This window comes from Pseudomonas sp. F2, from assembly GCF_057174385.1.
In genome coordinates this window covers 2596251-2622189 of record NZ_CM169904.1, presented here as the reverse complement: position 1 = coordinate 2622189, position 25939 = coordinate 2596251, and the positions used below count along the sequence as shown (strand labels likewise).

The window sequence follows — 25939 nt, the reverse complement described above, 5'->3', positions numbered from 1 at the left end:
GGGGGAAGGCATGGCCAAGAACATCGATGACAAACTGGTGCTGGCGATTTCGTCTCGCGCCTTGTTCGACCTGAGCGAGAGTCACAAGGTCTACCTGTCGAGCGGCGTTGAAGCCTATCGGCAATACCAGATCGAACACGAAGACGAAATCCTCGCCCCCGGCGATGCGTTCCCGCTGGTGGAAAAACTCCTGAGCCTCAACAGCCGCCTCGACCGCGCCCGGGTCGAGGTGATTCTGGTTTCGCGCAACAGTGCCGATACCGGCCTGCGCGCGTTCAACTCGATTCATCACTACGGGCTGGACATTTCCCGGGCGGCCTTCGTCGGCGGACGCAGCCCGTATCCGTATCTCAAGGCCTTTGGCTGTGACCTGTTTCTGTCCACGCACGCCGAGGACGTGCGCGCCGCACTGGATGCCGGATTTGCTGCAGCGACAATTCTGTCTGGTGGCGCCAGCCGTGCCGCGAGTGATGAGTTGCGCATCGCCTTCGACGGAGACGCGGTGTTGTTCTCCGACGAATCCGAGCGCATTTATCAGTCCGGCGGGCTGGAGGCGTTCCAGGCCAAGGAACGCGAGTCGGCACGCGAGCCATTGCGCGGCGGGCCTTTCAAAGGATTTCTGGCGGCGCTCAATGCGCTGCAGCGCGAGTTCCCCGAGGACGACTGCCCGATCCGCACGGCGCTGGTCACCGCGCGTTCGGCACCGGCCCATGAGCGGGTGATCCGTACCTTGCGCGAGTGGGATATCCGCCTCGACGAGTCGCTGTTCCTCGGCGGTCTGACCAAATCGGCATTCCTCGAAGCCTTTGCCGCCGACGTGTTTTTCGACGATCAGGCCGGACACTGCGAGCTCGCCCGTGAAGTGGTCGCCACCGGCCATGTGCCGCATGGCATCAGCAACGAAACGTCGATTTAAAGCCCCTGTGCTTCAAGACGTTGCGTCGCACGTCGTAGTCGCCAAGGCACTGCTAAGCTGAATCAAATCTCCGCCATGTTGGCACGCGAGGAGGTCATATGATTCGTTCGATGCTGTATGCCACTGACCTCGGTCTGTACGCACCGTTAGTGATGCAGCATGCCCTGGCACTGGCGCGGACATTCAATGCCGACTTGTACGTGGTGCATGCAGTGGAGCCCATGGGGCTGTTTGCCGAATCGGTGTTGCAGAGTTATCTCGACGAACAGGCATTGAACGAATTTCACCGTCAGGGTCTGAAAACTGTCATCGCCAGTATCGAGCAACGGGTGCTGGACAGTTTTCGCGAAGAATTGGGGGATGACGGTGAACAGGATCTGCAGCGGATTCGCGCAGTGCGGGTTCTGCAGGGCGATCCGGCGCAGGTGATTCTCGACCAGGTGCGGAAACTCTCTGTGGATTTGCTGATCGTAGGCACTCACAGCCACGGCGTAGGGGCGGAAACGCCTTTGGGGCGCACGGCGACCCGGGTTCTGCAATTGGCCAAGGTGCCGGTCTATCTGGTGCCGTTGATGGAGCGTCGGCGCCGGGGGGATCGCTGAAGCGGGAATAATGGCGTTTTGATAAAAAAGTTCTAGATTTATTCATCAAACCATTAATATAGTTATATACCGTCGCTGATGCCCGTGGCGTCTACCTGCTTTGAGGGATACATATGAAGCTTCAACAATTGCGCTACATCTGGGAAGTGGCGCACCACGACCTCAACGTTTCCGCTACCGCCCAAAGCCTTTACACCTCGCAACCGGGTATCAGTAAACAGATCCGCCTGCTGGAAGACGAACTTGGCGTTGAAGTGTTCGCTCGCAGCGGCAAACACCTGACCCGCGTCACCCCGGCCGGCGAGCGCATCATCACCACCGCTGGCGAAATCCTGCGCAAGGTCGAAAGCATCAAGCAGATCGCTCAGGAATTCTCCAACGAGAAGAAAGGTACCCTGTCGATCGCCACCACCCACACCCAGGCACGTTACGCATTGCCGCCGGTGATCAGCAATTTCATCAAGCAATACCCGGACGTGGCGCTGCACATGCACCAGGGTTCGCCGATGCAGATTGCCGAGATGGCCGCTGACGGCACCGTCGATTTCGCCATCGCCACCGAAGCGCTGGAGTTGTTCGGTGATCTGGTGATGATGCCTTGCTATCGCTGGAACCGTTGCGTGGTCGTGCCCCAGGGCCACCCGCTGACCAAGTTGCCGAAGCTGACCCTCGAAGCGCTGGCCGAATACCCGATCGTGACATACGTGTTCGGTTTTACCGGCCGTTCGAAACTCGACGAAGCCTTCAGCCATCGTGGCCTGACGCCGAAAGTGGTGTTTACCGCCGCCGACGCCGACGTGATCAAAACCTACGTGCGTCTGGGTCTGGGTGTGGGCATCGTCGCCAAAATGGCGGTCGACACCAAGCTCGATAACGACCTGGTGGTGCTGGATGCCAGCGAACTGTTCGAGTCGAGCATCACCAAGATCGGTTTCCGTCGCGGTACGTTCCTGCGTGGTTTCATGTGCGACTTCATCGAGAAGTTCGCCCCGCACCTGACCCGCGAAGTGATGGCCAAAGCCATCCAGTGCCACAACAAACAGGAACTGGAAGAGCTGTTCGACGGCGTCGAATTGCCGGTCCACTAAGTCCCCGCCTCAAAGCACCTCGGTGACAGCGAACTGTTGCCGGGTGCCTGCCACCAGAATCTCCACCTCATCGCCCTCGAGCTTGCCCAGCAGGCTTTTGCCCAGCGGCGAGCGTGGGCTGATGACGGTAATCGGCTGACCCACCACATCGACTTTCAGGCCCGCCGCATCCGGCGCCAGAAACAGCCATTGCTCGCGCCCCTTTTCGTCTTCCAGACCGAGCAGGGCGCCGATCTCGATGCCGCGATTTTCGTCGTAGGCGCGCAGCGTCAGGTTCTGGCACAGCGCCAGTGACTGACGGATTTCCTCGACCCGTTTCGCCTGGCCCGCCGCCAGATAAGACGCCTCAAGCCCGAGCGTGTCGTACTTGTTCTCGGCAATGTTCTCTTCGTGGGTCGCGGTTTCGTAAGCGGTCTGCGCGGCGCGCTCGGCGATGTCGAGGTCGACGCGCAGTTTGTCTAGGATCAGTTGGTGGACGGTGTGCTTGTTCATGATCAATCGCAGAATTGCAAAACGTTGGCGCGGCTCTTTTCGCTCGGCGCGGTCTGGTCCTGTTGCAGCCAGAACTGGCATTTCGGATTCGACTGGTTGCGACTGCTGCCGCGAGCCTGATCCAGACGTGCCTGCTGCTCGTTCTTGCGCAGGTTTTCTTCGTACTGCTCGAACAGCGGGCTCTGTGGCGGAATGTCCGGTTGTACCTGAACGGCCGCTGGCGGCTTGGCCAGTTGCTGCACCGCCTGAGCGACAGGTGCCAGTTGTTCGGTGAACACCAAGCGCGAGAGCAGCCAGCAGGTCAGGGCGATGGCCAGAAAGCCCAGCCACATGCCCAGGGCAATGCTGCCGGTCAGTTGCAGCGCGCTAAGCTGAACAGGCAACGGACGACGCGGGTTGGGACGATAGGGCATGGCTGCCTCCTGGCGGATGATTGCGGGCAAGTGGCGATTGTCGCACGAAGATTAATCGCCGTCGGCTCTTCTGCGCGAGGTCATTTATGCGGACAATCAGCGCTTTTGCCAACGGGAGTCTTTGCATGCCGGTACCGAAAACCCGCTGGGATATTTTTTGCACCGTGGTCGACAATTATGGCGACATCGGCGTGACCTGGCGTCTGGCCCGGCAACTGGTGGCCGAACACGGGCTGGCGGTACGCTTGTGGGTCGATGACCTGCGCGCCTTCGAACGTATCTGCCCCGAGATCGACATCAACCTTGCGCAACAATCGCAGCAGGGCGTCGAGGTGCGGCACTGGCCGAGCGACTGGCCGCAGACGGAGGCGGCGGACGTGGTGATCGCCGCATTTGCCTGCCAACTGCCAACGGCGTACATGGATGCCATGACCGAGCGGCAACAGCCACCACTGTGGATGAACCTCGATTACCTCAGCGCCGAAGACTGGGTTATCGGCTGTCACGGTTTGCCGTCGGTGAAGTACAAGTCGGTACAGAAATTCTTTTTCTTTCCCGGATTTCAGCCGGGGACGGGCGGCTTGCTGCGTGAAAGCGGTCTGCTTGAGCGGCGTCGGCAATTTCAGCAGGACGCGGCTGCGCAGCGACAATTCCTGCAAGGCCTGGGCGTAGATCGCGCAGCGGACGCACAGCTCATCTCGTTGTTTGCCTACGAAAATGCCGGGCTGGCCAGTTGGCTGGATGCGTTGGCGGCCGACAGCGCGCCGACCCATCTGCTGGTGCCGGAAGGGCGGATTCTCGGTGACGTTGCGCGCTGGCTCGGGGTCGACTCTCTGGCCGTTGGCGACTTGAACGTGCGTCAGGCGCTGACGGTGCAGGTGCTGCCGTTCGTTCGTCAGGATCAATACGATCAGTTGTTGTGGTGCTGCGATTTCAACGCAGTGCGCGGAGAAGACTCGTTCGTCCGTGCACAGTGGGCCGGGCGACCGATGCTCTGGCACATCTATCAGCAGGATGAAGACATCCACCTCGACAAGCTCGATGCCTTTCTCGCGCTCTACACCAAAGGGCTTTCCCCGGCTGCTGCCGAGGCGACGAGCGGTCTGTGGCGGGCCTGGAGTGCCGGGCAACCGATCGGCGAGCACTGGCTCAAGGCCCGTAAACACTGGCCAGAACTGCAGGAAAACGCCGAGGCGTGGTGTCTGGAACAAGGCTTGCAGGCGGATCTTGCCACGGCGCTGGTACAGTTTTACCTAAATTGGATATGATACGCGGCCTAGATTTTTGTAAATCCCATCCAAATTCGGATATTCGCAATGAAAACTGGTAAAGAACTCAAACCCGGTACCGTGATCCGTATCGACAACGATCCTTGGCTGGTTCAGAAAGCTGAATTCACCAAGTCGGGCCGTAACAGCGCGATCATGAAGACCAAGCTGAAGAACCTGCTGACCGGTTACAAGACCGAAACCGTTTACGGTGCGGACGACAAGCTGGACGACGTGATCCTGGATCGTAAAGAAGCCACCCTGTCTTTCATCAGCGGTGACACCTACACGTTCATGGACACCACTGACTACACCATGTACGAGCTGAACGCCGAAGACATCGAAAGCGTTCTGCCTTTCGTTGAAGAAGGCATGACCGACGTTTGCGAAGCCGTGTTCTTCGAAGAGCGTCTGGTGTCCGTAGAGCTGCCGACCACCATCGTGCGTCAGGTTGACTACACCGAAGGTTCCGCTCGCGGTGACACTTCCGGCAAGGTGATGAAGCCTGCCAAACTGAAGAACGGTACCGAGCTGTCGGTGGCTGACTTCATCGAAATCGGCGACATGATCGAGATCGATACCCGCGAAGGCGGTTCCTACAAAGGCCGTGCCAAATAAGCACTGCTTTTCGCGGAAAGAAAAAGCCCGACCATTGCGTCGGGCTTTTTTGTGCCTGATGAATTACTTCTTCAGGTGCTGTTTCAGTTCTTCCGAAGCCTGCAGCATCGCCGAACGCACTGCCGGTACCTGGCTGACCACGTTGAGCAATCCGTAGTCGTGGATCATGCCGTTGTAGCGCACTGAGGTCACCGGCACGCCGGCTTCGTCGAGTTTACGGGCGTAGGCTTCGCCTTCGTCACGCAGCACGTCGGCCCCGGCGGTCTGGACCAGTGCAGGCGGCAGATCTTTCAATTGCGCGGTCGTGGCCCGCAGCGGCGAGGCGTAGATCTCGTTTCGCTGGTTGGCGTCGGTGGTGTAGTTGTCCCAGAACCACTTCATCATGTTGCGGGTGAGGAAGTGCCCCTCGGCATACTGGTTATACGAACCGGTGTCGAAATTGGCATCGGTCACTGGCCACAGCAGCACCTGGAATTTGATCGCCGGGGTGCCTTTGTCTTTGGCCATCAAGGCGACGACTGCGGCCATGTTGCCACCGACGCTGTTGCCCGCCACCGCCAGACGCTTGCCGTCGACGTTGATCTCTTTGCCGTGTTCGGCCACCCATTTGGTCGCGGCGTAAGCCTGGTTGATCGCTACCGGGTAATGCGCTTCCGGCGAAGGGGTGTAATTGACGAACACCGCCGCCGCCCCCGAACCGGCCACCAGATCCCGCACCAGACGCTCGTGGGTCGGGAAGTCCCCCAACACCCAGCCGCCGCCGTGGAAGAACATGAACACCGGAAGCTCGCCCTTGACCCCGGCCGGCCGGACGATGGTCAGGCTCAACGGTTGGCCATCGACCTGAATAGTCTTCTCGCTGACGTCCGCTTTGGGCAGCGTCAGTTTGACCCCGGACTGCGCGCCTGTCAGCACGGCGCGGGCATCCTTGGGAGTCAGCTGTTCCATCGGTTTGCCAGTGCCTGCATTCAGTACATCGAGGAATGCCTGGGTGTTGTGTTCAACCTCCCCGGCAAATGCGCTCTGGATGGACAGGGCGAGAAGGGTACCGGTCAAGACTTTGCTGAAAGTGTTCATGTTCATTTCCTGTACGGGCCTGAGTGTCAGTGATTACACGGTGACATGCAGACGCACATCGACGTTGCCGCGAGTGGCGTTGGAGTACGGGCAGACCTGGTGGGCAGCGTCGACCAGGCTTTGTGCGTCAGCCTGTTCCAGGCCCGGCAGATTAATGTGCAGATCGATGTCCAGACCGAAACCGCCAGGAATCTGGCCAATACCGACGTGGGCGGTGATCGAGGCGTCGTCCGGGATTTTGCGTTTGGTCTGACTGGCAACGAATTTCAGCGCGCCGATGAAGCAGGCCGAGTAGCCGGCAGCGAACAGTTGCTCAGGGTTGGTGGCCGCGCCGCCGGCACCGCCGAGTTCTTTCGGGGTGGCGAGTTTGACGTCAAGGACGTTGTCGCTGGAGATCGCACGACCATCACGGCCGCCAGTGGAGGTTGCGATTGCGGTGTAGAGCGTTTGCATGGTGTGAGCCTCTTCAAGTGTGATTGTTGCGCTAATTGTTTGCGCGCTAACTAGGTGCGAAGTAAATGTACTTCGCTAATATTTAGCGCGCAAGATAAATTTTTGAAGAAAGCGTGGATCGGCACTTGGATTGGGCAGTGTCGTGATCTCAAGCGTTTGATATGGAAGGTTTTCTAACGTGAAACGAGAGAAAGAATTTTTCGGGGGATAAGCGGGGGGAATGTGCGATTCGCCTGCAGACGCAAGGCTGCGCCCACAGGGAAGGGGAGTCTTAAGCGAGGCTGTCCTGCAAATGTCCACGCAATGCCTGCAATTCAGCTTGCAGGTTTTGCAGGCGCTCCAGCGTGAAGCCACTGGCCCCCAGAATGCATTGAGGCACGGTTCGGGCCTTGTCTTTCAAGGCGCGTCCCTGTGCAGTCAGTTCAACGATCACCACGCGTTCATCCTCACGGCTGCGGGTTCGGCTGAGCAAACCTTCACCTTCCAGCCGCTTGAGCAGCGGGGTCAGCGAGCCCGGATCGGTCAGCAGGCGCGTGCTGATTTCTCCGACGGTCAAACCGTCCTTCTCCCACAGCACCATCATCGCCAGGTATTGCGGATACGTCAGGCCAAGCGCTTGCAACAGCGGCTTGTAGACCTTGGTCATCATCAGCGAAGTGGAATGCAGGGCGAAGCAGGCCTGATTGTCGAGCAGCAGGTCTTCGCAATGGTCGGTGGCGTCGCGGTCGGTGGTCATGTCAGTGCCTTGAACGGTGATGCAGATGAATCTAGCGCTCGAATCTTTAATGCGCCAGACAATTGTGCCCGGTGGCGGATCGGTCAGTGCCGGCCCAGTTCACGTTGCAGCGCCAGATCCCACGGCGGCACGGGGCTGAAACGGGTCTTGAGGTATTCCAGCAGCAGGCGGCTGCGGGAGCTGGCCTGTTGTTCCAGCCGCAGCGCATAGATGCCGGTACTCTCCGGTTTTGGCAGGCCGTTTTCACAGAACAGCGGCAGTAACTCGCCACGTAACAGGTATTCGCTGGCCAGCCAGGTGGGTAGATGCGCGATCCCGAGTCCCGCAAGCGCTCCGCAAACCAACGCCTCAGCGTTGTTGGCGCTCATGCGCACCCGCGCCGGGCGGTGCAATTGCATCTGCCCGTTTTGCTCGAAACGCCAGGCGAAGGGCGGGGCGAGGCCGTCCCAATCGAGGCCGTCATGCTCGCTCAATTGTGCGGGTTCGCTCGGCACGCCCCGGCGCTTGAGATAGTCGGGGCTGGCGCAGGCGATGCGCACCATGCTCGCCAACGGAGTGGCCACCAGCCGGGTGTCGGCCATCTGCCCGGCACGCAATACCAGGTCGACCTTGCCCAGGTTTGAACCGTCCATGTCGACGAAGCTGTCGATCAGATGCAGTTGCACATCCAGCCCCGGATACAGCACCAGAAAATCGGCAATCACCGGCGCCAGATGTCGGCGCCCGAACGCCGCTGGCGCATCCACCCGAATCAGCCCCTCCGGCGCGCTGCTCAGAGACACCGCTTCAGCCCGCGCCAATTGCAGCTCGGCAACGATTCGGCGCGCCCGTTCGGCAAACGCCAGCCCGGCCGGCGTGGCGCGCACCGCATGAGTGTTGCGGATAAACAGCTGGCTGCCGACGGCGCTCTCCAGACTGTCGATGCGTCGGGCGACGGCGGATGGCGTCAGCGGATGTCGACGCGAAGCCGCAGAAAAGCTCCCGCTCTCCAGCACATCGAGAAACAGCCCCAGTTGTTCGGTCAATTGATTGGAATTCATGAACCAGCTCAGTGCCTATGCGGTTTTGGCACAGCCATTGTGCGTTGCTGTGCGTTTCCCCGCCAGTCACGACTGCGTAGGATGGATCGCCTGACGGATGAGGACATCGCTGTGATCGAGTTTTTGCTGTACCTGCTGTTTGGCGCCGCCTTGGGGACATTGGGCGGAATATTCGGTATTGGTGGCGGGCTGATCGCCATTCCGCTGCTGGGCGTGTGGTTCGGCCTCGATCAACAGATCGCCCAAGGCACGGCGCTGGTGATGGTCGTGCCGAACGTGATGCTGGCGCTGTGGCGTTATCACCAGCGTAACCGCATCGAACTGCGCCACGCGCTGCCGCTGGCGATCATGGGTTTTTGCTTTGCGTGGATCGGTTCGATCTGGGCGGTGGGCATTGATGCGCAAACCATGCGGATCGGTTTTGTCGCTTTCCTCGTGGTGCTCTCGGCGTACAACCTGCTGAAGATGTTCGGCAAAAAAACGGCAGTGAGCTCAGAGATGCGTTACTCATGGCCATGGCTGGGTGTGCTTGGCGCGGCGTCCGGAACCATGGGCGGTCTGTTCGGTGTCGGCGGGGCCGTGGTGGCGACGCCGGTCCTCACCAGTCTGTTCGGTACTAGCCAAGTGGTCGCTCAAGGCCTGTCGCTGGCACTGGCGCTGCCCAGCACCGGCGTGACCCTGGTGACCTATGCGGTGCATCACGAGGTCGACTGGATGATCGGCCTGCCCCTGGCCATCGGCGGTCTGGCGAGCATCAGTTGGGGCGTGAAAGTCGCCCACGCCATGCCGGAAAAACTGCTGCGCGGGCTGTTCTGCGGTTTCCTGGTGCTGTGTGCGGTGATGCTCGCGTTTAAAGTTTGAAGCCTTCGACGATGTGCTCGGCCAGGCATTCGGTGATCGGCGACGGGTTGTTCAGGTTGCGGATCAGCATGATGCTGGCCTCGGGCAGCAGCGGCAGGTCTTCGTTGGCACCGAGAATGCGCATGTCCGGGGTGATCAGGCTTTCCAGTTGCGCGGTAATCGCCAGACCCGCGCTCACCACCGCCATCAGTGCCGACAGGCTGGTGCTGTTGTAGGCGATGCGGTAATCGCGGCCCATCGCGTCCAGCGCATTGCACGCCCACAAACGGCAGAAACAATCACTGTTGAACATCGCCAGCGGCAACGGCGTCTGCTCGTGGGCGCTGAAATTCTGCGCCTCGGCCCAGACGAAACGCTCCTTGCGCAGCAACTGGCCGATCTCGTTGCCCGGCTCGCGGGTGACGATCGACAAGTCCAGATCGGTGCGCTGCAACAGCTGTTTGCTGGACTCGCAATGCACTTCGATCTGGATCAACGGGTAGAACTGCGCGAACCGCGACAGGATCCCCGGCAGAAACCGCATCACGTAATCGTCCGGCGTACCGATGCGCACGGTGCCGACCATGTGTGGCTCGCGCAGGGTGTTGAACACTTCGCTGTGTAATTTCAGGATGCGCCGCGCATAACCCAGCAACACCTGGCCTTCGGCGGTCAGGCGTACCTGGCGGCCGTCGCGCTCGAACAGCTGACGCTGCAACACGTCTTCTTCCAGACGTTTCATCTGCATGCTCACCGCCGATTGCGTGCGGTTGACCATTTCGCCGGCGCGGGTAAAACCGCCCTGATCGGCAATCGCGACGAAGGTGCGCAGAACATCGGTATCGATACTGGGGTAGGCCGACAAATGATGAATCTCCGTGATGAATGCCATCAGAAACATTCGTTGGATTGATCTTAGCGCCAGCGCGAGACTTGAGCCATCCACAAGGAGGGCAACACGATGAAAGGTCAAAGAGAGTATGTAGACGACACGAAATTTTCCGGCCACGGCCATATCGTTTCCGATCTGTTGCACAGGTTCAGCCGCTGGTACGAACTGCACCGTGAGCGCGAGTTGCTCGCCAGTCTGAGCGATGAAGCGCTGAAGGACATCGGGGTCAGTCGGGCCGACGTCGAACACGAGGCGATTCGGCCGTTCTGGGACGATCCGATGCATAAATGATCGGCGCCTTACTACACAAACCACTTTCAGGTGAGGTAGGTTGCGAGCAGACAAGGAGATGCTCATGCCCGCGACTCTGGCCTTTTCTCTCAAACAGGCGCGACGTCTGGCGCTGGCCGCCCAAGGATTCAACGGGCGCCAGCCGCCAACCGTCAAGGCGCCGCAACTTAACCGGCTGATCGAACGGCTGGGCCTGCTGCAGATCGACTCCGTCAACGCCGTGGTGCGCTCGCACTACCTGCCGCTGTTTTCCCGTTTGGGTTCCTATTCCGCTGATTTGCTCGATCAGGCCGCCTGGAGTTCGGGACGACGTCGCACGTTGTTCGAGTACTGGGGCCATGAGGCATCGTTGTTGCCATTGGCCATGTATCCGTTGATGGGTTGGCGCATGCAGCGGGCGAGGAATGGCAGAGACATTTATCAGCAACTGGCAAAGTTTGGTCTGGAGCAGCAGAGCGTTGTGCGCCGGGTCTTGAGTGCGGTCGAGGAGCGCGGTGCATTGGGTGCCGGCAGTCTGTCGACCCGCGAGGACAAGGCCGGGCAGTGGTGGGACTGGAGCGCGGAAAAGCATGCGCTGGAGTGGCTGTTTGCCGCGGGTGAAGTGACCGTGGCCGGTCGTCGCGGTTTTGAGCGTTTGTATGATTTGCCGGAGCGGGTCATTCCCTCCTCGATTCTGCAACAAGCGTTACCTGACGAGGCGCAAGCGCAGCGTGGTTTGTTGCTGCACGCGGCGCAGGCACTCGGCGTCAGCACGGAAAAGGATCTGCGGGATTATTTCCGCTTGAATCCGTCTGATGCGCGACCGCGTCTGGCGGAACTGGTCGAGGACGGGCAGTTGCAGACCTGTGAAGTCAACGGTTGGCGACAGATCGCCTACTGCCTGCCGGAACCGAAGGTGCCGCGCAAAGTGGTTGCCAGTGCACTGTTGTCGCCGTTCGATTCGTTGATCTGGGAACGCAGTCGCACCGAGCGGCTGTTTGATTTCCGCTATCGGTTGGAGATCTACACGCCGCAGGACAAGCGCGTTTACGGCTATTACGTGCTGCCTTTCCTGCACAACGAACGGATTGCCGCGCGGGTCGATCTGCGCGCCGAACGAGCGTCGGGGCGCCTGGCGGTGCACGCGGTGCACGAGGAAGCGCCGGGGCTGGATGAAGAGGGGATGCTGGCGCTGGCGTTGAATCTGCGGCAGATGGCCGATTGGCTGAGGCTTGCGCGGGTGCAGCTTAATTGTCAGCGCGAGAGTGCGGCGCGGTTGCGGGTGGCGTTGGCGCAAATTGAGGGTGCCTGAACCGACCTCATCGCCAGCAGGCTGGCTCCCACAGAGATCTCTGGGTGATCTTGATCCTTGTAGGAGCTGCCGAAGGCTGCGATCTTTTGATTTTTTAAATCAAGATCAAAAGATCGCAGCCTTCGGCAGCTCCTACAGGGATAGAGGTCAATCCATGCCTGTTGGCGATGGGGCGACTCGGTCTAGCGGCGGACCTGTTTCAGGGTTTCCGCAATCAAAAACGCCAGTTCCAGCGACTGATCGGCATTCATCCGCGGATCGCAGTGGGTGTGATAACGATCCGACAACCCGTCTTCCGTGATCGGCCGCGCGCCACCAATGCACTCGGTGACATTCTGCCCGGTCATCTCGATATGAATCCCGCCGGCATAAGTGCCTTCGGCTTCGTGCACCTGGAAGAACTGTTTCACCTCACCCAGGATCTGCGCGAAGTCGCGGGTCTTGTAGCCGCTGCTGGCCTTGATCGTGTTGCCGTGCATCGGGTCGGAGCTCCACAGCACCTGCTTGCCTTCACGCTGTACCGCGCGGATCAGCGCCGGCAGGTGATCGCCAACCTTGTTCGCGCCCATCCGCGCAATCAGGTTCAGGCGGCCGGGATCGTTGTCCGGGTTGAGCACATCGATCAGGCGGATCAGGTCGTCCGGGTTCATGCTCGGGCCGACCTTGACGCCAATCGGGTTGTTCACCCCGCGCAGGAATTCGACGTGAGCACCGTCGAGCTGACGAGTACGGTCACCGATCCACAGCATGTGCGCCGAGCAATCGTAGTAATCGTTGGTCAGGCTGTCGCGACGCACGAACGCTTCTTCGTAGTTCAGCAGCAGTGCCTCGTGAGCGGTGAAGAAACTGGTTTCGCGCAGTTGCGGCGAGCTGTCCATGCCGCAGGCGCGCATGAATGCGAGGGTCTCATCGATGCGGTCGGCGAGGTGGCTGTATTTCTCGGCCAGTGCCGAGTTGGCGATGAAATCCAGGTTCCACTTGTGCACCTGATGCAGGTCGGCGAAGCCGCCCTGGGCGAAGGCGCGCAACAGGTTCGAGGTGGCGGTGGACTGGTGATAGGACTGCAGCAGGCGCTCCGGATCCGGCACGCGGCTCTTTTCGTCAAAACCGATGCCGTTGACGATGTCGCCACGGTAGGCGGGCAGGGTCACGCCGTCGAGGGTTTCGTCGTTGGCCGAGCGCGGCTTGGCGAACTGACCGGCCATGCGCCCGACCTTGACCACCGGGCAACCGGCGGCGAAGGTCATGACGATCGCCATTTGCAGCAACACTTTGAAGGTGTCGCGAATCTTCGCTGCCGAGAACTCGGCAAAGCTTTCCGCGCAATCGCCGCCCTGCAACAGGAACGCCCGGCCCTGAGTGACCTCGGCAAACTGGCGGCGCAGCTCGCGCGCTTCACCGGCAAACACCAGCGGCGGATAGCTGGCCAGGGTCTGCTCGACCTGGCGCAGATGCGCGGCGTCGGGGTATTGGGGTTGTTGCTGGATCGGCAGGGCGCGCCAGCTGTCAGGACTCCAGGGTTGGCTCATCACGGTCTCTAATGGGTTCTACGCACGGGAAGGCCATGGTAGCAGCAATTAGTGCGTGACCTGCTCCCGCCCCATCACCGACAATCGCCGCTTTGCCACGGCGCCGGAGCGGTGCCATCGCGTCACCGCGCCCGGTGGCCATCAGGAGACGAAATGACTGAGGAGCGCGTCGAGCTGTTGCTCGCCGAGGTACAGGATGAATTCGGCGTGATTCGCGTGCTGGAAGTGGCCGATTACCGCTTTCTGGAATTCGGCGATGCCATCGAGCAGAGCTGCGTGTTCACCGCCGATCCGAGCTGGCTCGAATACGACTACACCCGGGCGATGCTGATTGGCGCGTTGTGCCATGAACAACCGGAGAGCGCGCTGTTTCTTGGCCTCGGTGCCGGTACGCTGACCCAGGCCTGCCTCAAGTTCCTGCCGCTGGAAGATGTCGAAGCCATCGAACTGCGCCCGGACGTGCCGCGCCTGGCCATCGAATACCTGGGGCTGGATGACGATCCGCGTTTGTACATTCGGGTCGGCGATGCGCTGGAGTTGCTGCCGACGGCCGAGCCTGCGGATCTGATCTTTGTCGACCTGTACACCGATGTCGGCCCGGGTGTCGGGCATCTGGCCTGGAGTTTTCTCGGCGACTGTCAGAAGCGTTTGAATCCGGGCGGCTGGCTGGTGATCAATCAGTGGGCCACCGATGATGGCAAACCGCTGGGCGCCGCGTTGCTGCGTGGGCTCTACCACCGGCATTACTGGGAATTGCCGGTGAAGGAGGGCAATGTGATTCTGATTGTGCCGGCGGATCTCGATCAGGAGCTGGACATGCAGGCGCTGACCGCCCGCGCTGAAGCGCTGGCGCCGCGGTTGGGGTATTCGTTGCAGTCGTTGATCAAGGCCATTCGTCCGGCGACCTGAGTTGCCAGTGATGGCCCCATCGCTGGCAAGCCAGCTCCCACAGAGTTCGCGCCGCACGCGCGATGTGTGAACGGCTCGGTCACTGTGGGAGCTGGCTTGCCAGCAAAGGTGTTCTGATGTAACGACATCTTTCAGATCCCTTTGAAGATGCCTGGCCGCCGCTCAACCAGCGAGCTGATGCCTTCCTTGGCATCCTCACTCCCCAGCAACTTCTTCACCAGTGCCGGCAACCCCTGCGCCGCCGCCGTCTCACCTTCATACCGTGCCTGCCGCGCCGACATCAGCGTCGCCTGCACCCCCAACGGTGCCTGCCGGGCAATCCGCTCGGCCAGTTCGATCGCGCGGGGCAGCAGGTCCTCACTGGCCATTACTTCCTGTACCAAACCCAGGCGCAATGCATCATGCGCATCGAACTCATCGCCGGTCAGCAGCCAGCGCATCGCGTTGCCCCAGCCGGCCACCTGATGAAAACGCAAGGTCGCGCCACCAAAAGGAAAAATCCCTCGCTGTACTTCCATTTGCGCGAAGCGGGTATTGCTCGCGCACAGGTTGATGTCAGCGGCCAGCATCAACTCGATACCGATGGTCAGGCAGTAGCCCTGCGCGGCGACAATTACCGGTTTGCTCACGCGCGGCCCGACGAAAACGCCCCACGGGTCGCAACCGCCGGTCGGAACCTGCCAGCCTTCGGCGAGGGCGGCGCTGGCGTTGAGCAGATCCAGACCGGCGGTAAAGTGCTCGCCATGCCCGAACACCACGGCCACTCGCGCGTCACTGTCGGCCTCGAACTCACCGTAGGCCAGGCTCAGGTCATTGAGCATATCGAGGTCGAAGGCATTGCGTTTGGCGGCCCGGTCAAGGCCGATCAAGTGGATATGACCTCGACGTTCACGGCTGACGCGGCCGGGGCAGGGCTGATTCATGGGTAGATCCTCGGGCGGGAAGGGCGGGTGCAGCGACGGTATGCCGCACATCGATGAATCGTTTAAGCGTCATCACCCGCAAGGCCGGGCCTTTGCAAAATAGACCTTCGCACGATTATCCGCAAAACCCCGTTACACAGCGGTGACACCGCGATTCAGCTGATAAAAAAAGCTCCCTTTTTGGGCAAATTCCGGTATAGTGCGCGCCGGCCTTTAACCGGGCCGCGTTTAGGTAGCGCAATTCCCCGAAGTCAGCTTCGGCTGCACGTCCGCACTGCGGGCTCTTCCTTGACGATTCTTTTTCATTCATACGTTTTCGCAAATCCCCGCCGACAAAGCTGCCAGGGCGACTCTAGAGTCTCAACACGGCATGCGCAGCTTTGGAGCATGGGTCTTTGCGGATGCACTTAGAGGCAGACCCATGACCCAGGAAATCGGCGGCTTCGCCGCTCTTGAACTTCATCCCAATATTGTCGCTGCAGTAGTCGCTACCGGCTATGAAGAGCCTTCGGCCATTCAGCAGCAGTCGATCCCGATCATCCTCGCCGGTCACGATATGATTGGTCAGGCGCAAACCGGTACCGGTAAAACCGCTGCCTTTGCCCTGCCTATCCTGCACCGCATTGATCCGTCCAAGCGCGAGCCGCAAGCTCTGATCCTGGCCCCAACTCGTGAGTTGGCGCTACAAGTTGCAACCGCTTTCGAAACCTACGCCAAGCAAATGCCGGGCGTAACTGTTGTGGCTGTCTACGGCGGCGCGCCGATGGGCCCACAATTGAAAGCAATCCGTAACGGCGCACAGATCGTTGTCGCCACGCCGGGCCGTCTGTGCGACCACCTGCGTCGCGACGAAAAAGTCCTCGCTACCGTGAACCACCTGGTTCTGGACGAGGCGGACGAAATGCTCAAACTGGGCTTCATGGACGACCTGGAAGTGATCTTCAAGGCCATGCCGGAAACCCGTCAGACCGTATTGTTCTCGGCAACCTTGCCGCAGTCGATCCGTGCCATCGCCGAGCGCCACCTGCGCGATCCGAAGCACGTGAAGATCCAGAGCAAGACTCAGACCGTTACCGCGATCGAACAGGCTCACCTGTTGGTTCACGCTGACCAGAAGACTTCCGCCGTTCTCAGCTTGCTGGAAGTGGAAGACTTCGACGCGCTGATCATGTTCGTGCGCACCAAGCAAGCGACCCTGGATCTGGCCAGTGCCCTGGACGCCAAAGGCTACAAAGCCGCTGCGCTGAACGGTGACATCGCCCAGAACCAGCGTGAGCGCGTCATCGACTCGCTCAAGGATGGCCGTCTGGACATCGTTGTCGCGACCGACGTGGCTGCCCGTGGTCTGGACGTTCCGCGCATCACCCACGTGTTCAACGTGGACATGCCGTACGATCCGGAATCCTACGTGCACCGTATCGGCCGTACCGGCCGTGCCGGTCGCGAAGGTCGTGCGCTGCTGCTGGTGACTCCACGTGAGCGCCGCATGCTGCAAGTGATCGAGCGTGTCACCGGCCAGAAAGTTGCCGAAGTGCGTCTGCCGGACGCTCAAGCTGTGCTCGATGCACGCATCAAGAAACTGACCAATAGCCTGTCGCCGCTGGTCGCCGATGCCGAATCGACTCACGGCGAGCTGCTCGATCGTCTGACCGCTGACATCGGTTGCACCCCGCGTGCACTGGCTGCAGCCCTGCTGCGCAAGGCAACCAACGGTCAAGCGCTGAACCTGGCAGCGATCGAGAAGGAACGTCCACTGGTGCCGAACAACGCACCGCGTGGCGACCGTCCTGAGCGTTCCGGTGATCGTCCTGATCGTGGCGACCGCGAGCGTCGCGCGCCAATGCCTCTGGGCGAAGGTCGTGCCCGTTGCCGTACCGCGCTGGGTGCGCGTGACGGTATCGCCGCCAAGAACCTGCTGGGCGCCATCCTCAACGAAGGTGGTCTGGCCCGCGAAGCGATCGGTCGCATTCAGGTGCGTGACAGCTTCAGCCTCGTCGAGCTGCCGGAAGATGGTCTGGACAAACTCCTGACCAAGCTGAAGGACACTCGCGTCGCTGGCAAGCAGCTGAAACTGCGTCGCTACCGCGAAGATTGATCCGCCCTCGGGCTGATTGATCGAACATGAAAAATCCCCGACTGGTTCGGGGATTTTTTATGTCTGCTTTTTGCCTCGCCCCACAACCCTGTGGGAGCTGGCTTGCCAGCGATGACGTCAGCCGAAGCGATAGATATCCATACCCAGTGCACCCATCGTGAAGCCTTTATGCGCTACGCGGAACTCACCTCCCGCACCACGGGCAAAATACAACGGCAACAAATGCTCATCACTCGGATGGCTGCGCACCGCATTCGGTGCCTGCTGACGATAGTCGTGCAACGCTGCTTCGTCATTGGCCGCCAACTTGTCGATCATCCAGTCACGAAAATCCCGCGCCCACGGCTCGACGCTTTCCGGGCCGGCATGCCAGTCCAGCTCGCGCAGGTTGTGGGTGATGCTGCCGGAGCCGATCAGCAAAATACCCTGCTCGCGCAGACTCGCCAGTGCGTGCCCGACACGGGTTTGCAGCGCCGGGCCACCGCGACTCGGCAGCGACACCTGCACCACTGGAATATCCGCCTGCGGGTACATCAGCGAAAGTGGCACCCACACGCCGTGGTCGAACGGTCGTTGCGGATCGAGGCGAGCCGGCAGATGGGCAGCGTTGAGCAATTCGGCCACTTCGGTGGCCAGTTGCGGATTGCCCGGCGCCGGATATTGCACTTCAAACAGGGCGCGGGGAAAACCGCCGAAGTCGTGCCAGGTTTCGGGTTGCGAATGGCTGCTGACCCGCAATTCCTGGCTTTCCCAGTGGGCAGAGACAATCACGATGGCTTTCGGTTTAGGCAGTTCGGCCGCCAGGCGCGCGAGGGCCGGGCCGCTGGCGCCGGGTTCCAGGGCCAGCATTGGCGAGCCGTGGGAGATAAACAGGCTGGGAAACATGGAAAGGTTCCTGAGCGGTAAGATGGTGCCATCTTCAGTCAGATCATTGATCTAAATCTAATATAAGTTTTAACGCTTATTGATCGAATTTTTTGAGGTGAAACATGCAGCCTGAGTTTTGGCACAAGAAGTGGGAATCCAATCAGATCGGCTTTCACCTGCCTGAGGTGAATCCGTATCTGCAGCGTCTCTGGCCGCAGTTGAATATCCCGGCCCAGGCGCGAGTGCTGGTGCCGCTGTGCGGCAAAAGCCTGGATCTGTTGTGGCTGGCCGGGCGCGGATATCAGGTGCTCGGGGTCGAGTTGTCGCAGAAGGCCATCGAGGACTTCTTCAGTGAGCATCAGGTAACGCCGCAGGTCAGCGACGAGGGGCCGTTCAAGGTCTATCGCGGCGATTCCATCGAGTTGTGGTGCGGTGATTTCTTCGCGCTGACTGCAGACGATGTAGCGGACTGCGTAGCGTTGTACGACCGGGCAGCGTTGATCGCCTTGCCGCCTGCGATGCGTGAACGCTATGCGGCGCATCTGCAGCAAATCCTGCCGCCGGTTGTGCAAGGGTTGTTGATCACTCTGGATTATGATCAGGCGCAAATGTCCGGGCCACCGTTTGCGGTGAGCGATGATGAGGTGTGGCGCTTGCTGGCGGGTGCCTGGCAGGTGCGAATGCTGGAAGAGCAGGATGTGCTGGGGGAGAGCTGGAAGTTTTTGCAGGCGGGGGTGACGCGGTTGGAGGAGCGGGTTTACAGGGTTTCTGGTCGATAGGTTTGTATTGGCGGTGCGGGCCCCATCGCTGGCAAGCCAGCTCCCACAGGGTTTTGTGGTGTTTTCTGGATTCGAGGACGAATCAGATCACTGTGGGAGCTGGCTTGCCAGCGATGGGGCCAGATCCGCAACACACAATCCCGAGCACAAAAAGGCCCGCATCGCTGCGGGCCTTTTCGGTTGTCACGCCAGATGGATCAACCGCGACGACGCAGCGCGTCGATACGCTCTTCCAGCGGCGGGTGGCTCATGAACATGCGGGCAAAGCCCTGTTTGATGCCACCGTTGATGCCGAAGGCGTTCAGGGTGTCCGGCATGTGTACCGGCAGGCCCTGTTCGGCGCGCAGGCGTTGCAGCGCGCCGATCATCGCGTTGGTGCCCGCCAGACGAGCGCCGGCTTCGTCGGCACGGAATTCGCGCTTGCGCGAGAACCACATGACGATAGCGCTGGCGAGGATGCCCAGGACCAGTTCGGCGAAGATGGTCGCCACGTAGTAGGCAATGCCCTGGCCTTCTTCGTTCTTGAAAATCACCTTGTCGACGAAGTTGCCGATGATCCGCGCAAAAAACATCACGAAGGTGTTCACCACGCCCTGGATCAGCGCCAGGGTGACCATGTCACCGTTGGCCACGTGACCGATTTCGTGGGCCAGAACGGCTTTCACTTCATCTGGCGAAAAACGCTCGAGCAGGCCCTGGCTGACTGCGACCAACGCGTCGTTCTTGTTCCAGCCGGTCGCAAAGGCGTTGGCCTCGTAGGCCGGAAAAATACCGACTTCGGGCATCTTGATCCCAGCTTCGCGGGACAGTTGCTCGACGGTTTGCAGCAGCCATTGTTCATGCCGGGTACGTGGCTGGCTGATGATCTGGGTGCCGGTGCTCATCTTGGCCATCCACTTTGAGATGAACAGCGAGAACAGCGAACCGGCGAAACCAAAGACCGCACAGAAAACCAGCAGCTGACTGAGGTTGAGATCAACCCCGTTGGCCGCCATGAACCCGTTGAAGCCGAACAGGCTCAGGGTGATGCTGGCTATCAGCACGACCGCCAGGTTAGTGGCCAAAAACAGCAGGATGCGCATCATGGTTGTAGAAATCTCCTCAAGCTAAAGATGTAGCGTACTGCGGGGTATATAAGGTGCGGCACGGGGTGATTCAACTGAGTGACTATTTCAAACTGTGTCCTACAGCGGATTCCGGGGCTGCAGGCCATTGCCCACGACCGAAACCGAAAGGGATGACAGCCAGCCGCCACCCGCCACCACTGCGCCAGAGGCAAGTGGACTATATGAATCGCAAGTGTAGAAGGCCCTGCGAGGCGGGGAGGGCAGAAGTGTTGCTGAATCAGACAGTGCGCAACGTTCGGGCCGTTGCGCACGGTCGACCGGTTACTGGCGGTAGGACTTGAGGAAGTTGCCGATACGTCCGATGGCCATCTCGAGATCGTCGACGCGGGGCAGGGTCACCACGCGGAAGTGATCCGGCCACGGCCAGTTGAACGCCGTGCCTTGCACCACCAGCAACTTCTCGGAAAGCAGCAGGTCAAGGACGAATTTTTCGTCGTTGTGGATCGGGCAGACCTTCGGGTCGATCCGCGGGAATGCATACAGCGCGCCCATCGGCTTGACGCAGCTGACGCCCGGAATGTCGTTGAGCAACTCCCAGGTGCGGTTGCGCTGCTCCAGCAGACGACCTTGCGGCAGCACCAGATCATTGATGCTCTGATAGCCGCCGAGGGCAGTCTGGATTGCGTGCTGACTCGGCACGTTGGCGCACAGGCGCATGTTGGCCAGCATGTCGATACCTTCGATGTAGCTCTGGGCATTGTGTTTCGGCCCGGAGATGGCGATCCAGCCGGAGCGGAAACCCGCCACGCGGTAGGATTTCGACAGCCCGTTGAAGGTCAGGCACAGCAGGTCCGGTGCCAGCGAGGCGGTGCAGATGTGCACGGCATCGTCATAAAGAATCTTGTCGTAGATCTCGTCGGAGAACACCACCAGATTGTGCGCGCGGGCGATTTCCAGCATGCCCAGCAGTACTTCCTTCGAGTACACCGCACCGGTCGGGTTGTTCGGGTTGATGATCACCATGGCCTTGGTGTTCGGCGTGATCTTGGCCTTGATGTCGGCCAGATCAGGGAACCAGTCGGCACCCTCGTCGCACAGGTAATGCACGGCGTTACCGCCGGCCAGGCTCACGGCGGCGGTCCACAGCGGGTAGTCCGGGGCCGGTACCAGCACTTCGTCGCCGTTGTTGAGCAGCGCCTGCAGCGACATCACGATCAGCTCGGACACGCCGTTGCCCAGGTAGATGTCTTCGATGCCGACACCTTCGACATTCTTTTGCTGGTAGTACTGCATCACCGCTTTACGGGCGCTGAACAGGCCTTTGGAATCGCTGTAGCCCTGAGCGGTCGGCAGGTTGCGGATCACGTCCTGGAGAATTTCGTCCGGCGCTTCGAAACCAAACGGTGCCGGGTTGCCGATGTTCAGCTTGAGGATGCGCTGGCCTTCCTCCTCCAGACGTTTGGCGTGCTTGAGCACCGGTCCGCGAATGTCGTAGCAGACGTTGGCGAGCTTGTTCGATTTGCTGAACTGCATGGCGATGTGATCCCGAAAATGAACGATCCAGACGGCGGATGGCCAACCGTACTGGGATTCCTGCGTCTTCGCACAGGCGGAGTCTTGCGCGGTGGCGCCAATAATCCGTTTGAATGCGCCCGGTCTGGCTGCCAGACTGGCGTGTGACGAGGCGCAATCATACGTGCCACCCGATCCGTGGAAAAGGTACAGATCGGGCTTTTTCAGCCGTTGAGGTGTGATGATGGAAAAGTTGGAAAAAACCCTGGAAGAATGGCGTGCGATGCTCGACCCCGAGCAGTACAACGTGTGCCGGCTCAGTGCGACCGAACGGCCGTTCTCCGGCAAATACAACGCCACCAAAACCGACGGTATTTATCATTGCGTCTGCTGCAATGAGCCGCTGTTCGACTCCCAAACCAAATTCGATTCCGGCTGCGGCTGGCCGAGCTTCTACGCGCCGATCGGCGAAAGCGCCATGACCGAAATCCGCGATACCAGTCACGGCATGATCCGCACCGAGGTCAAATGCGCTCGCTGTGACGCGCATCTGGGCCACGTGTTTCCCGATGGTCCGCCACCGACCGGCCTGCGTTATTGCATCAACTCCGTGTGCCTGAACCTCGAGCCTCGCGATTGAACTGCTGGCTTGCCCGGCTGGTTTGATCCACCCCTGTAGGAGCTGCCGAAGGCTGCGATCTCTTGATTTTTTAAGATCAAAAGATCGCAGCCTTCGGCAGCTCCTACATGATGGCAACTCAATTAATTAAATTGCACACAATTTAATTGCTCGCTATGTTTGGCCTTTGCCGATAACCCGTGGAGCCGTCTCATGAGCGACAACCTGCTGAATATTCCTGTCACCACCATCAAGGGTGAGCAAAAAACCCTGGCCGATTTCGCCGGCAAGGCCGTTCTGGTGGTCAATACCGCCAGCAAATGCGGCTTCACCCCGCAATACAAAGGCCTGGAAGAGCTGTGGCAGACCTACAAGGATCAGGGCCTGGTGGTGCTGGGGTTTCCGTGTAATCAGTTCGGCAAGCAGGAGCCAGGCAACGAGGGTGCGATCAGCGAATTCTGTGAGCTGAATTACGGCGTGAGTTTCCCGTTGTTCAAGAAGATCGATGTCAACGGTTCTGATGCGCATCCACTGTTCGTGCAGTTGAAAAAACGCGCTCCGGGTCTGCTCGGCTCCGAGGGCATCAAGTGGAATTTCACCAAGTTCCTGATCGGCAAGGATGGGCAACTGGTCAAGCGTTTTGCCCCGACCACCAGGCCGCAGGACATCAGCGGCGAGATCGAAGCCCTGCTCAAATGAACAGCCTGCCCGACGATTCGCTGAAGCTCGACAGTCAGTTGTGCTTCAAGTTGTATGCCGCGTCCCGGGCGGTGATTCGCGCTTACAAGCCGATGCTCGATCAGCTCGGCCTGACGTACCCGCAGTACCTGGTGATGCTGGTGCTGTGGGAGTGGCAGGACAGAGCGCCGGAGCAACCGACGGTCAAGGCCTTGGGCGAGCGTCTGGCGCTGGACTCCGGCACTCTGACGCCGTTGCTCAAGCGGCTTGAGCAATTGCATTGGGTGCAGCGCCAGCGTTCTACGCGCGATGAGCGTGAAGTGCATTTAAGCCTGACCACCCAGGGTCAGGCGTTGCGCGAGCAGGTCGGGCCGCTCAAGGCCCGATTATTGTGCGACAGCGGCGTGGATCTTGAACGGCTCAACGATTTGCGTAACGGTCTCGATCACTTGCTGGGGCAGATCAAAGCGCTGACGTAGTCGGAATCCACTGATCGAGCAGGGTCGCCAGCTCTTCGCGGCGGAACGGCTTGGCCAGGTAATCGCTCATGCCGGCGGCACGGCAGCGTTCGCGCTCTTCCGACATGGCGTTGGCGGTCAGCGCGACGATCGGCAGATGCGGCCAGCGCCCGCTCTGGCGAATCTGCCGGCTCGCCTCGTAGCCGTCCATCACCGGCATGTTGCAGTCCATCAGCACCAGGTCGAACTCATCGTGCTCCAGTTGATCCAGCGCTTCGGCACCGTGGGCGGCGACCACCACGTCGCAACCGAGCTTGCCGAGCATGCCTTTGGCCACCAACTGGTTGACCGGATTGTCCTCCACCAGCAGCACGCGTCCGCGGCGTTGAACCGGCTGGCTTTCGTGCTGCGCATCGTTGTTCGTGGTGATGTCTGCCAGCAGAATGCGCCGCAGGATCTGATACAGCGCGTTGCGTGCCAGTGGTCGGGCCTGTTGCTGCAATGGCGCCAGCGCTGCGGCCTCTTCGCTGGGCATGAAGCTGCCATAAGCGGTCACCACCAGGATCGGCGCGCTAAGGGTCGGGCGCAGACTGAACAGGCATTCCGGGCAATCGGTGATCAGCAGATCGGGTGACAGGCCCAGCAGCGGGTCGTCCATGGTGCGCTGTTCGTAAGTCACGCCCCACACCGGCAACAGCATCTTGAGCAGTTCGGCGAGGCCGCTGCTGGCCGCGGTGATCGCCAATACCTTGCCGTGCAGCGGTGGCGGCATGATCGCCCGGGTATGGCACGGCAGCGGCAGGTCGGCACAGAACTGACTGCCGAAACCGGCCTCGGAACTGATGGTCAGTCGACCCTGCATGGCTTCACAGAGGTTGTAGGTCAGCGCGAGGCCGAGACCGGTGCCGCCGTACTGCCGGGTGATACCGGCGCCCGCCTGGGTGAACGGCTGGAATATTTTCACCTGGGCCTCCTGGGCGATGCCGATACCGGTGTCGCAGACTTCGATGCGCACCCCGTCGCCATGGGCCGACAGGCGCACATCAACCCGACCGAAGCGGGTGAACTTCAGGGCATTGGACAACAGGTTGCTGACGATCTGCCGCACCCGGGTCGGGTCTCCCAGCACCAGAGCGGGGAAGTGCGGATCGATCAGGCAGGTCAGTTCGACGCTCGGCGCGGCGTTCTGCGACAGCAGATTGGCGGTATCCTCGATCAGCGAGCCGAGGTCGAACGGGATGTGCTCGAGCTCCAGTTGTCCGGCATCGAACTTGGACAGGTCGAGAATATCGTTGAGCAGCTCCACCAGCACCTTGCCCGAGTCATGGGCTATTGACAGCTGTTGCTGTTGTTCGGCATTCAGCGGGCCGTCAAGGGACAGGGCGATCATGCCTAGCAGACCGTTGAGCGGGGTGCGGATCTCGTGACTCATGTTGGCAAGGAACGCCGAGCGTGCTTCGGCCATGTCCAGTGCGGTGCTGCGGGCGATCTCCAGTTCTTCGTTGGACTGGCTGAGCCGGGTGTTGATCGCCTTGAGCTCGGCGGTGCGGGCCGAAACGATGTGCTCCAGCTGCCCGAGGTAGTCGGTCAGGCGGTTTTCGGCGGTGCGGCGCTGCTGGATTTCCGTGGCGATGTTTTCGAACTGCTGGTTGGCGACTTTGACCAGCACGCCGATCTCGTCATTGGCGTGTCCGGCCGGGCATTCCAGCGTTGTCGGTTCTGCACTGCGTGCGTCGCGCGCACTGAGTTCACGAATCAGCCGTACCAGTGGCTTGGTCAGCATCACGTAGAACAACGCCAGCAGGATCCCGGTGAGGATCAGGCTGCGGGCAAACCCGTTGAGCAGAGTGACTTCGGCGCGGCGCAGGAAACGGCTGCCGAACGCGTACGTGTCGACTTCAAGGCTGAGGATGCCCAATGATTCGTCAGGCAGGTGGTCGAGGTACAGACGGTCTTCGAACTGGCGTTTGGCGCCGAACAGGAAGTCGCTGATCACTCGATAGCCGCTTTGCAGCTCCGGGCGTTTGACGTTGGCCAGCACGTTGCCATTGTTGTCCGTCAGTTGCGCCGAGATGATCGCCGGCGAACGCAACAGCCCCAGGGTCAGTTCCTGCGCCAGTTCCGCGTCGATGTTGTAGGCGATCCGCGATGCCGGATTGTGGCTGATTTCCAGCAAAGACAGGATTTCACGGTTGATGGAGGCGTCTTCGCTGGCATAATCGATGCCGATTTGCAGCAGGCTGAGCAGCGTGCCCAGAATGAACCCGACCAGCACAGTGAATCTGGCTTGCTTGTAAGACAGCCGGTGGGTGAATTTGATATCCATGGGGTGTTGAACCACTTCCGTTTCCCTTCGCTGCTCAAGCATAGTCGATCATGTATGGATACCGAGGTTCCCGAATCGCCTTGTAACAAGGCCTGAGCGGGGATTGAGATCTGTCTGTCGTCGCTGTATCGACATCATCACTGTGAACGTGCCCGAGGAG

Annotated in this window: 27 protein-coding genes; 14 read left to right on the top strand and 13 right to left on the bottom strand. The window is 60.3% G+C overall.

Annotation, left to right across the window (positions count from 1 at the left end):
• Window positions 1–10 precede the first annotated feature (10 nt).
• From AC193Q_RS11620 to cysB, 3 genes are all read left to right on the top strand, one after another.
• Window positions 11–916: a 5'-nucleotidase gene (locus tag AC193Q_RS11620; RefSeq protein ID WP_041069529.1), complete on the top strand. Its 906-nt coding sequence runs from the start codon at window positions 11–13 to the stop codon at window positions 914–916.
• A gap of 98 nt (window positions 917–1014) precedes the next feature.
• Entirely contained in the window at window positions 1015–1518 is a 504-nt protein-coding gene (locus AC193Q_RS11615) for a universal stress protein (protein WP_121186519.1), read from the top strand.
• Between the two features lie 113 nt (window positions 1519–1631).
• Window positions 1632–2606: an HTH-type transcriptional regulator CysB gene (gene cysB, locus AC193Q_RS11610; protein WP_007908591.1), complete on the top strand. Its 975-nt coding sequence runs from the start codon at window positions 1632–1634 to the stop codon at window positions 2604–2606.
• 9 nt (window positions 2607–2615) lie between these two features.
• On the opposite strand, the gene AC193Q_RS11605 is transcribed toward cysB, so the two are convergent.
• Together AC193Q_RS11605 and AC193Q_RS11600 are read right to left on the bottom strand one after the other, a co-directional pair.
• Entirely contained in the window at window positions 2616–3098 is a 483-nt protein-coding gene (locus AC193Q_RS11605) for a GreA/GreB family elongation factor (protein ID WP_121186517.1), read from the bottom strand.
• Window positions 3099–3100: 2 nt separating this feature from the next.
• Complete coding sequence (locus AC193Q_RS11600; protein ID WP_115984010.1) at window positions 3101–3511, bottom strand: hypothetical protein; 411 nt, start codon at window positions 3509–3511, stop codon at window positions 3101–3103.
• Between the two features lie 125 nt (window positions 3512–3636).
• Here AC193Q_RS11600 and earP point away from each other — a divergent pair, with 125 nt between their 5' ends.
• The gene (earP, locus tag AC193Q_RS11595; protein ID WP_121186515.1) at window positions 3637–4779 is read left to right on the top strand and encodes an elongation factor P maturation arginine rhamnosyltransferase EarP; all 1143 of its coding nucleotides are present in this window, start codon (window positions 3637–3639) and stop codon (window positions 4777–4779) included.
• A 48-nt stretch (window positions 4780–4827) separates the two neighbouring features.
• Window positions 4828–5397 (top strand): elongation factor P, encoded by a 570-nt coding sequence (locus AC193Q_RS11590; protein WP_003226785.1) that lies wholly within the window; start codon window positions 4828–4830, stop codon window positions 5395–5397.
• Window positions 5398–5460: 63 nt separating this feature from the next.
• Here AC193Q_RS11590 and AC193Q_RS11585 read toward each other — a convergent pair whose 3' ends face one another.
• The 4 genes from AC193Q_RS11585 to AC193Q_RS11570 all read right to left on the bottom strand — a co-directional run bounded on the left by AC193Q_RS11585 (window position 5461) and on the right by AC193Q_RS11570 (window position 8703).
• Window positions 5461–6474, bottom strand: a complete 1014-nt coding sequence (locus AC193Q_RS11585; protein ID WP_047295468.1) for an alpha/beta hydrolase — start codon at window positions 6472–6474, stop codon at window positions 5461–5463.
• A gap of 33 nt (window positions 6475–6507) precedes the next feature.
• Window positions 6508–6927, bottom strand: a complete 420-nt coding sequence (locus tag AC193Q_RS11580) for an organic hydroperoxide resistance protein (RefSeq protein ID WP_105343275.1) — start codon at window positions 6925–6927, stop codon at window positions 6508–6510.
• 271 nt (window positions 6928–7198) lie between these two features.
• Entirely contained in the window at window positions 7199–7663 is a 465-nt protein-coding gene (locus tag AC193Q_RS11575) for a MarR family winged helix-turn-helix transcriptional regulator (RefSeq protein WP_095668659.1), read from the bottom strand.
• An 83-nt stretch (window positions 7664–7746) separates the two neighbouring features.
• The gene (locus tag AC193Q_RS11570) at window positions 7747–8703 is read right to left on the bottom strand and encodes a LysR family transcriptional regulator (protein ID WP_483879554.1); all 957 of its coding nucleotides are present in this window, start codon (window positions 8701–8703) and stop codon (window positions 7747–7749) included.
• Between the two features lie 111 nt (window positions 8704–8814).
• On the opposite strand from AC193Q_RS11570, the gene AC193Q_RS11565 reads away from it, so the two are divergent.
• Window positions 8815–9564 carry a sulfite exporter TauE/SafE family protein gene (locus AC193Q_RS11565; protein ID WP_145594102.1) on the top strand — a complete coding sequence of 250 codons (750 nt, stop codon included), beginning with the start codon at window positions 8815–8817 and terminating at the stop codon, window positions 9562–9564.
• Here AC193Q_RS11565 and AC193Q_RS11560 read toward each other — a convergent pair.
• The gene (locus tag AC193Q_RS11560) at window positions 9554–10408 is read right to left on the bottom strand and encodes a LysR substrate-binding domain-containing protein (RefSeq protein ID WP_047295460.1); all 855 of its coding nucleotides are present in this window, start codon (window positions 10406–10408) and stop codon (window positions 9554–9556) included. The two genes, AC193Q_RS11565 and AC193Q_RS11560, sit on opposite strands and share 11 nt — an antisense overlap.
• A 96-nt stretch (window positions 10409–10504) precedes the next feature.
• Here AC193Q_RS11560 and AC193Q_RS11555 point away from each other — a divergent pair, with 96 nt between their 5' ends.
• Together AC193Q_RS11555 and AC193Q_RS11550 are read left to right on the top strand one after the other, a co-directional pair.
• Window positions 10505–10726, top strand: a complete 222-nt coding sequence (locus AC193Q_RS11555) for a DUF1127 domain-containing protein (protein ID WP_047295457.1) — start codon at window positions 10505–10507, stop codon at window positions 10724–10726.
• 64 nt (window positions 10727–10790) lie between these two features.
• Window positions 10791–12017, top strand: a complete 1227-nt coding sequence (locus AC193Q_RS11550) for a winged helix-turn-helix domain-containing protein (protein ID WP_121186506.1) — start codon at window positions 10791–10793, stop codon at window positions 12015–12017.
• 182 nt (window positions 12018–12199) lie between these two features.
• Here AC193Q_RS11550 and AC193Q_RS11545 read toward each other — a convergent pair whose 3' ends face one another.
• Window positions 12200–13546 (bottom strand): class II 3-deoxy-7-phosphoheptulonate synthase, encoded by a 1347-nt coding sequence (locus tag AC193Q_RS11545; RefSeq protein ID WP_483879553.1) that lies wholly within the window; start codon window positions 13544–13546, stop codon window positions 12200–12202.
• A 153-nt stretch (window positions 13547–13699) separates the two neighbouring features.
• On the opposite strand from AC193Q_RS11545, the gene AC193Q_RS11540 reads away from it, so the two are divergent.
• On the top strand, window positions 13700–14455 hold the full coding sequence (locus AC193Q_RS11540) for a spermidine synthase (RefSeq protein ID WP_095668663.1): 756 nt from the start codon (window positions 13700–13702) through the stop codon (window positions 14453–14455).
• Window positions 14456–14586: 131 nt separating this feature from the next.
• Here the strand turns inward: AC193Q_RS11540 and AC193Q_RS11535 are convergent, their stop codons facing one another.
• On the bottom strand, window positions 14587–15378 hold the full coding sequence (locus AC193Q_RS11535; RefSeq protein WP_121186504.1) for a crotonase/enoyl-CoA hydratase family protein: 792 nt from the start codon (window positions 15376–15378) through the stop codon (window positions 14587–14589).
• 421 nt (window positions 15379–15799) lie between these two features.
• Between AC193Q_RS11535 and AC193Q_RS11530 the strand changes: the two genes are divergently transcribed.
• A complete protein-coding gene (locus AC193Q_RS11530; protein ID WP_007964821.1) occupies window positions 15800–17473 on the top strand; it encodes a DEAD/DEAH box helicase in 1674 nt (557 codons plus the stop codon).
• 117 nt (window positions 17474–17590) lie between these two features.
• Here the strand turns inward: AC193Q_RS11530 and AC193Q_RS11525 are convergent, their stop codons facing one another.
• Window positions 17591–18358: a DODA-type extradiol aromatic ring-opening family dioxygenase gene (locus AC193Q_RS11525; protein ID WP_121186502.1), complete on the bottom strand. Its 768-nt coding sequence runs from the start codon at window positions 18356–18358 to the stop codon at window positions 17591–17593.
• A 104-nt stretch (window positions 18359–18462) separates the two neighbouring features.
• On the opposite strand from AC193Q_RS11525, the gene AC193Q_RS11520 reads away from it, so the two are divergent.
• The gene (locus AC193Q_RS11520; RefSeq protein ID WP_121186500.1) at window positions 18463–19119 is read left to right on the top strand and encodes a thiopurine S-methyltransferase; all 657 of its coding nucleotides are present in this window, start codon (window positions 18463–18465) and stop codon (window positions 19117–19119) included.
• A gap of 197 nt (window positions 19120–19316) precedes the next feature.
• On the opposite strand, the gene htpX is transcribed toward AC193Q_RS11520, so the two are convergent.
• Window positions 19317–20204, bottom strand: coding sequence for a protease HtpX (gene htpX / locus AC193Q_RS11515; protein WP_041069582.1), 888 nt, complete (start codon window positions 20202–20204; stop codon window positions 19317–19319).
• A gap of 303 nt (window positions 20205–20507) precedes the next feature.
• The gene (locus AC193Q_RS11510; protein ID WP_003226761.1) at window positions 20508–21719 is read right to left on the bottom strand and encodes a pyridoxal phosphate-dependent aminotransferase; all 1212 of its coding nucleotides are present in this window, start codon (window positions 21717–21719) and stop codon (window positions 20508–20510) included.
• Window positions 21720–21942: 223 nt separating this feature from the next.
• Between AC193Q_RS11510 and msrB the strand changes: the two genes are divergently transcribed.
• The 3 genes from msrB to AC193Q_RS11495 all read left to right on the top strand — a co-directional run bounded on the left by msrB (window position 21943) and on the right by AC193Q_RS11495 (window position 23474).
• Window positions 21943–22338, top strand: coding sequence for a peptide-methionine (R)-S-oxide reductase MsrB (gene msrB, locus AC193Q_RS11505; protein WP_041069831.1), 396 nt, complete (start codon window positions 21943–21945; stop codon window positions 22336–22338).
• Window positions 22339–22530: 192 nt separating this feature from the next.
• The gene (locus AC193Q_RS11500) at window positions 22531–23016 is read left to right on the top strand and encodes a glutathione peroxidase (protein WP_483879552.1); all 486 of its coding nucleotides are present in this window, start codon (window positions 22531–22533) and stop codon (window positions 23014–23016) included.
• Window positions 23013–23474: a MarR family winged helix-turn-helix transcriptional regulator gene (locus AC193Q_RS11495; protein ID WP_483879551.1), complete on the top strand. Its 462-nt coding sequence runs from the start codon at window positions 23013–23015 to the stop codon at window positions 23472–23474. The genes AC193Q_RS11500 and AC193Q_RS11495 overlap by 4 nt, the downstream gene beginning before the upstream one ends.
• Here AC193Q_RS11495 and AC193Q_RS11490 read toward each other — a convergent pair.
• Window positions 23458–25779, bottom strand: a complete 2322-nt coding sequence (locus AC193Q_RS11490) for a hybrid sensor histidine kinase/response regulator (protein ID WP_483879550.1) — start codon at window positions 25777–25779, stop codon at window positions 23458–23460. The genes AC193Q_RS11495 and AC193Q_RS11490 overlap by 17 nt on opposite strands.
• Window positions 25780–25939: the final 160 nt, after the last annotated feature.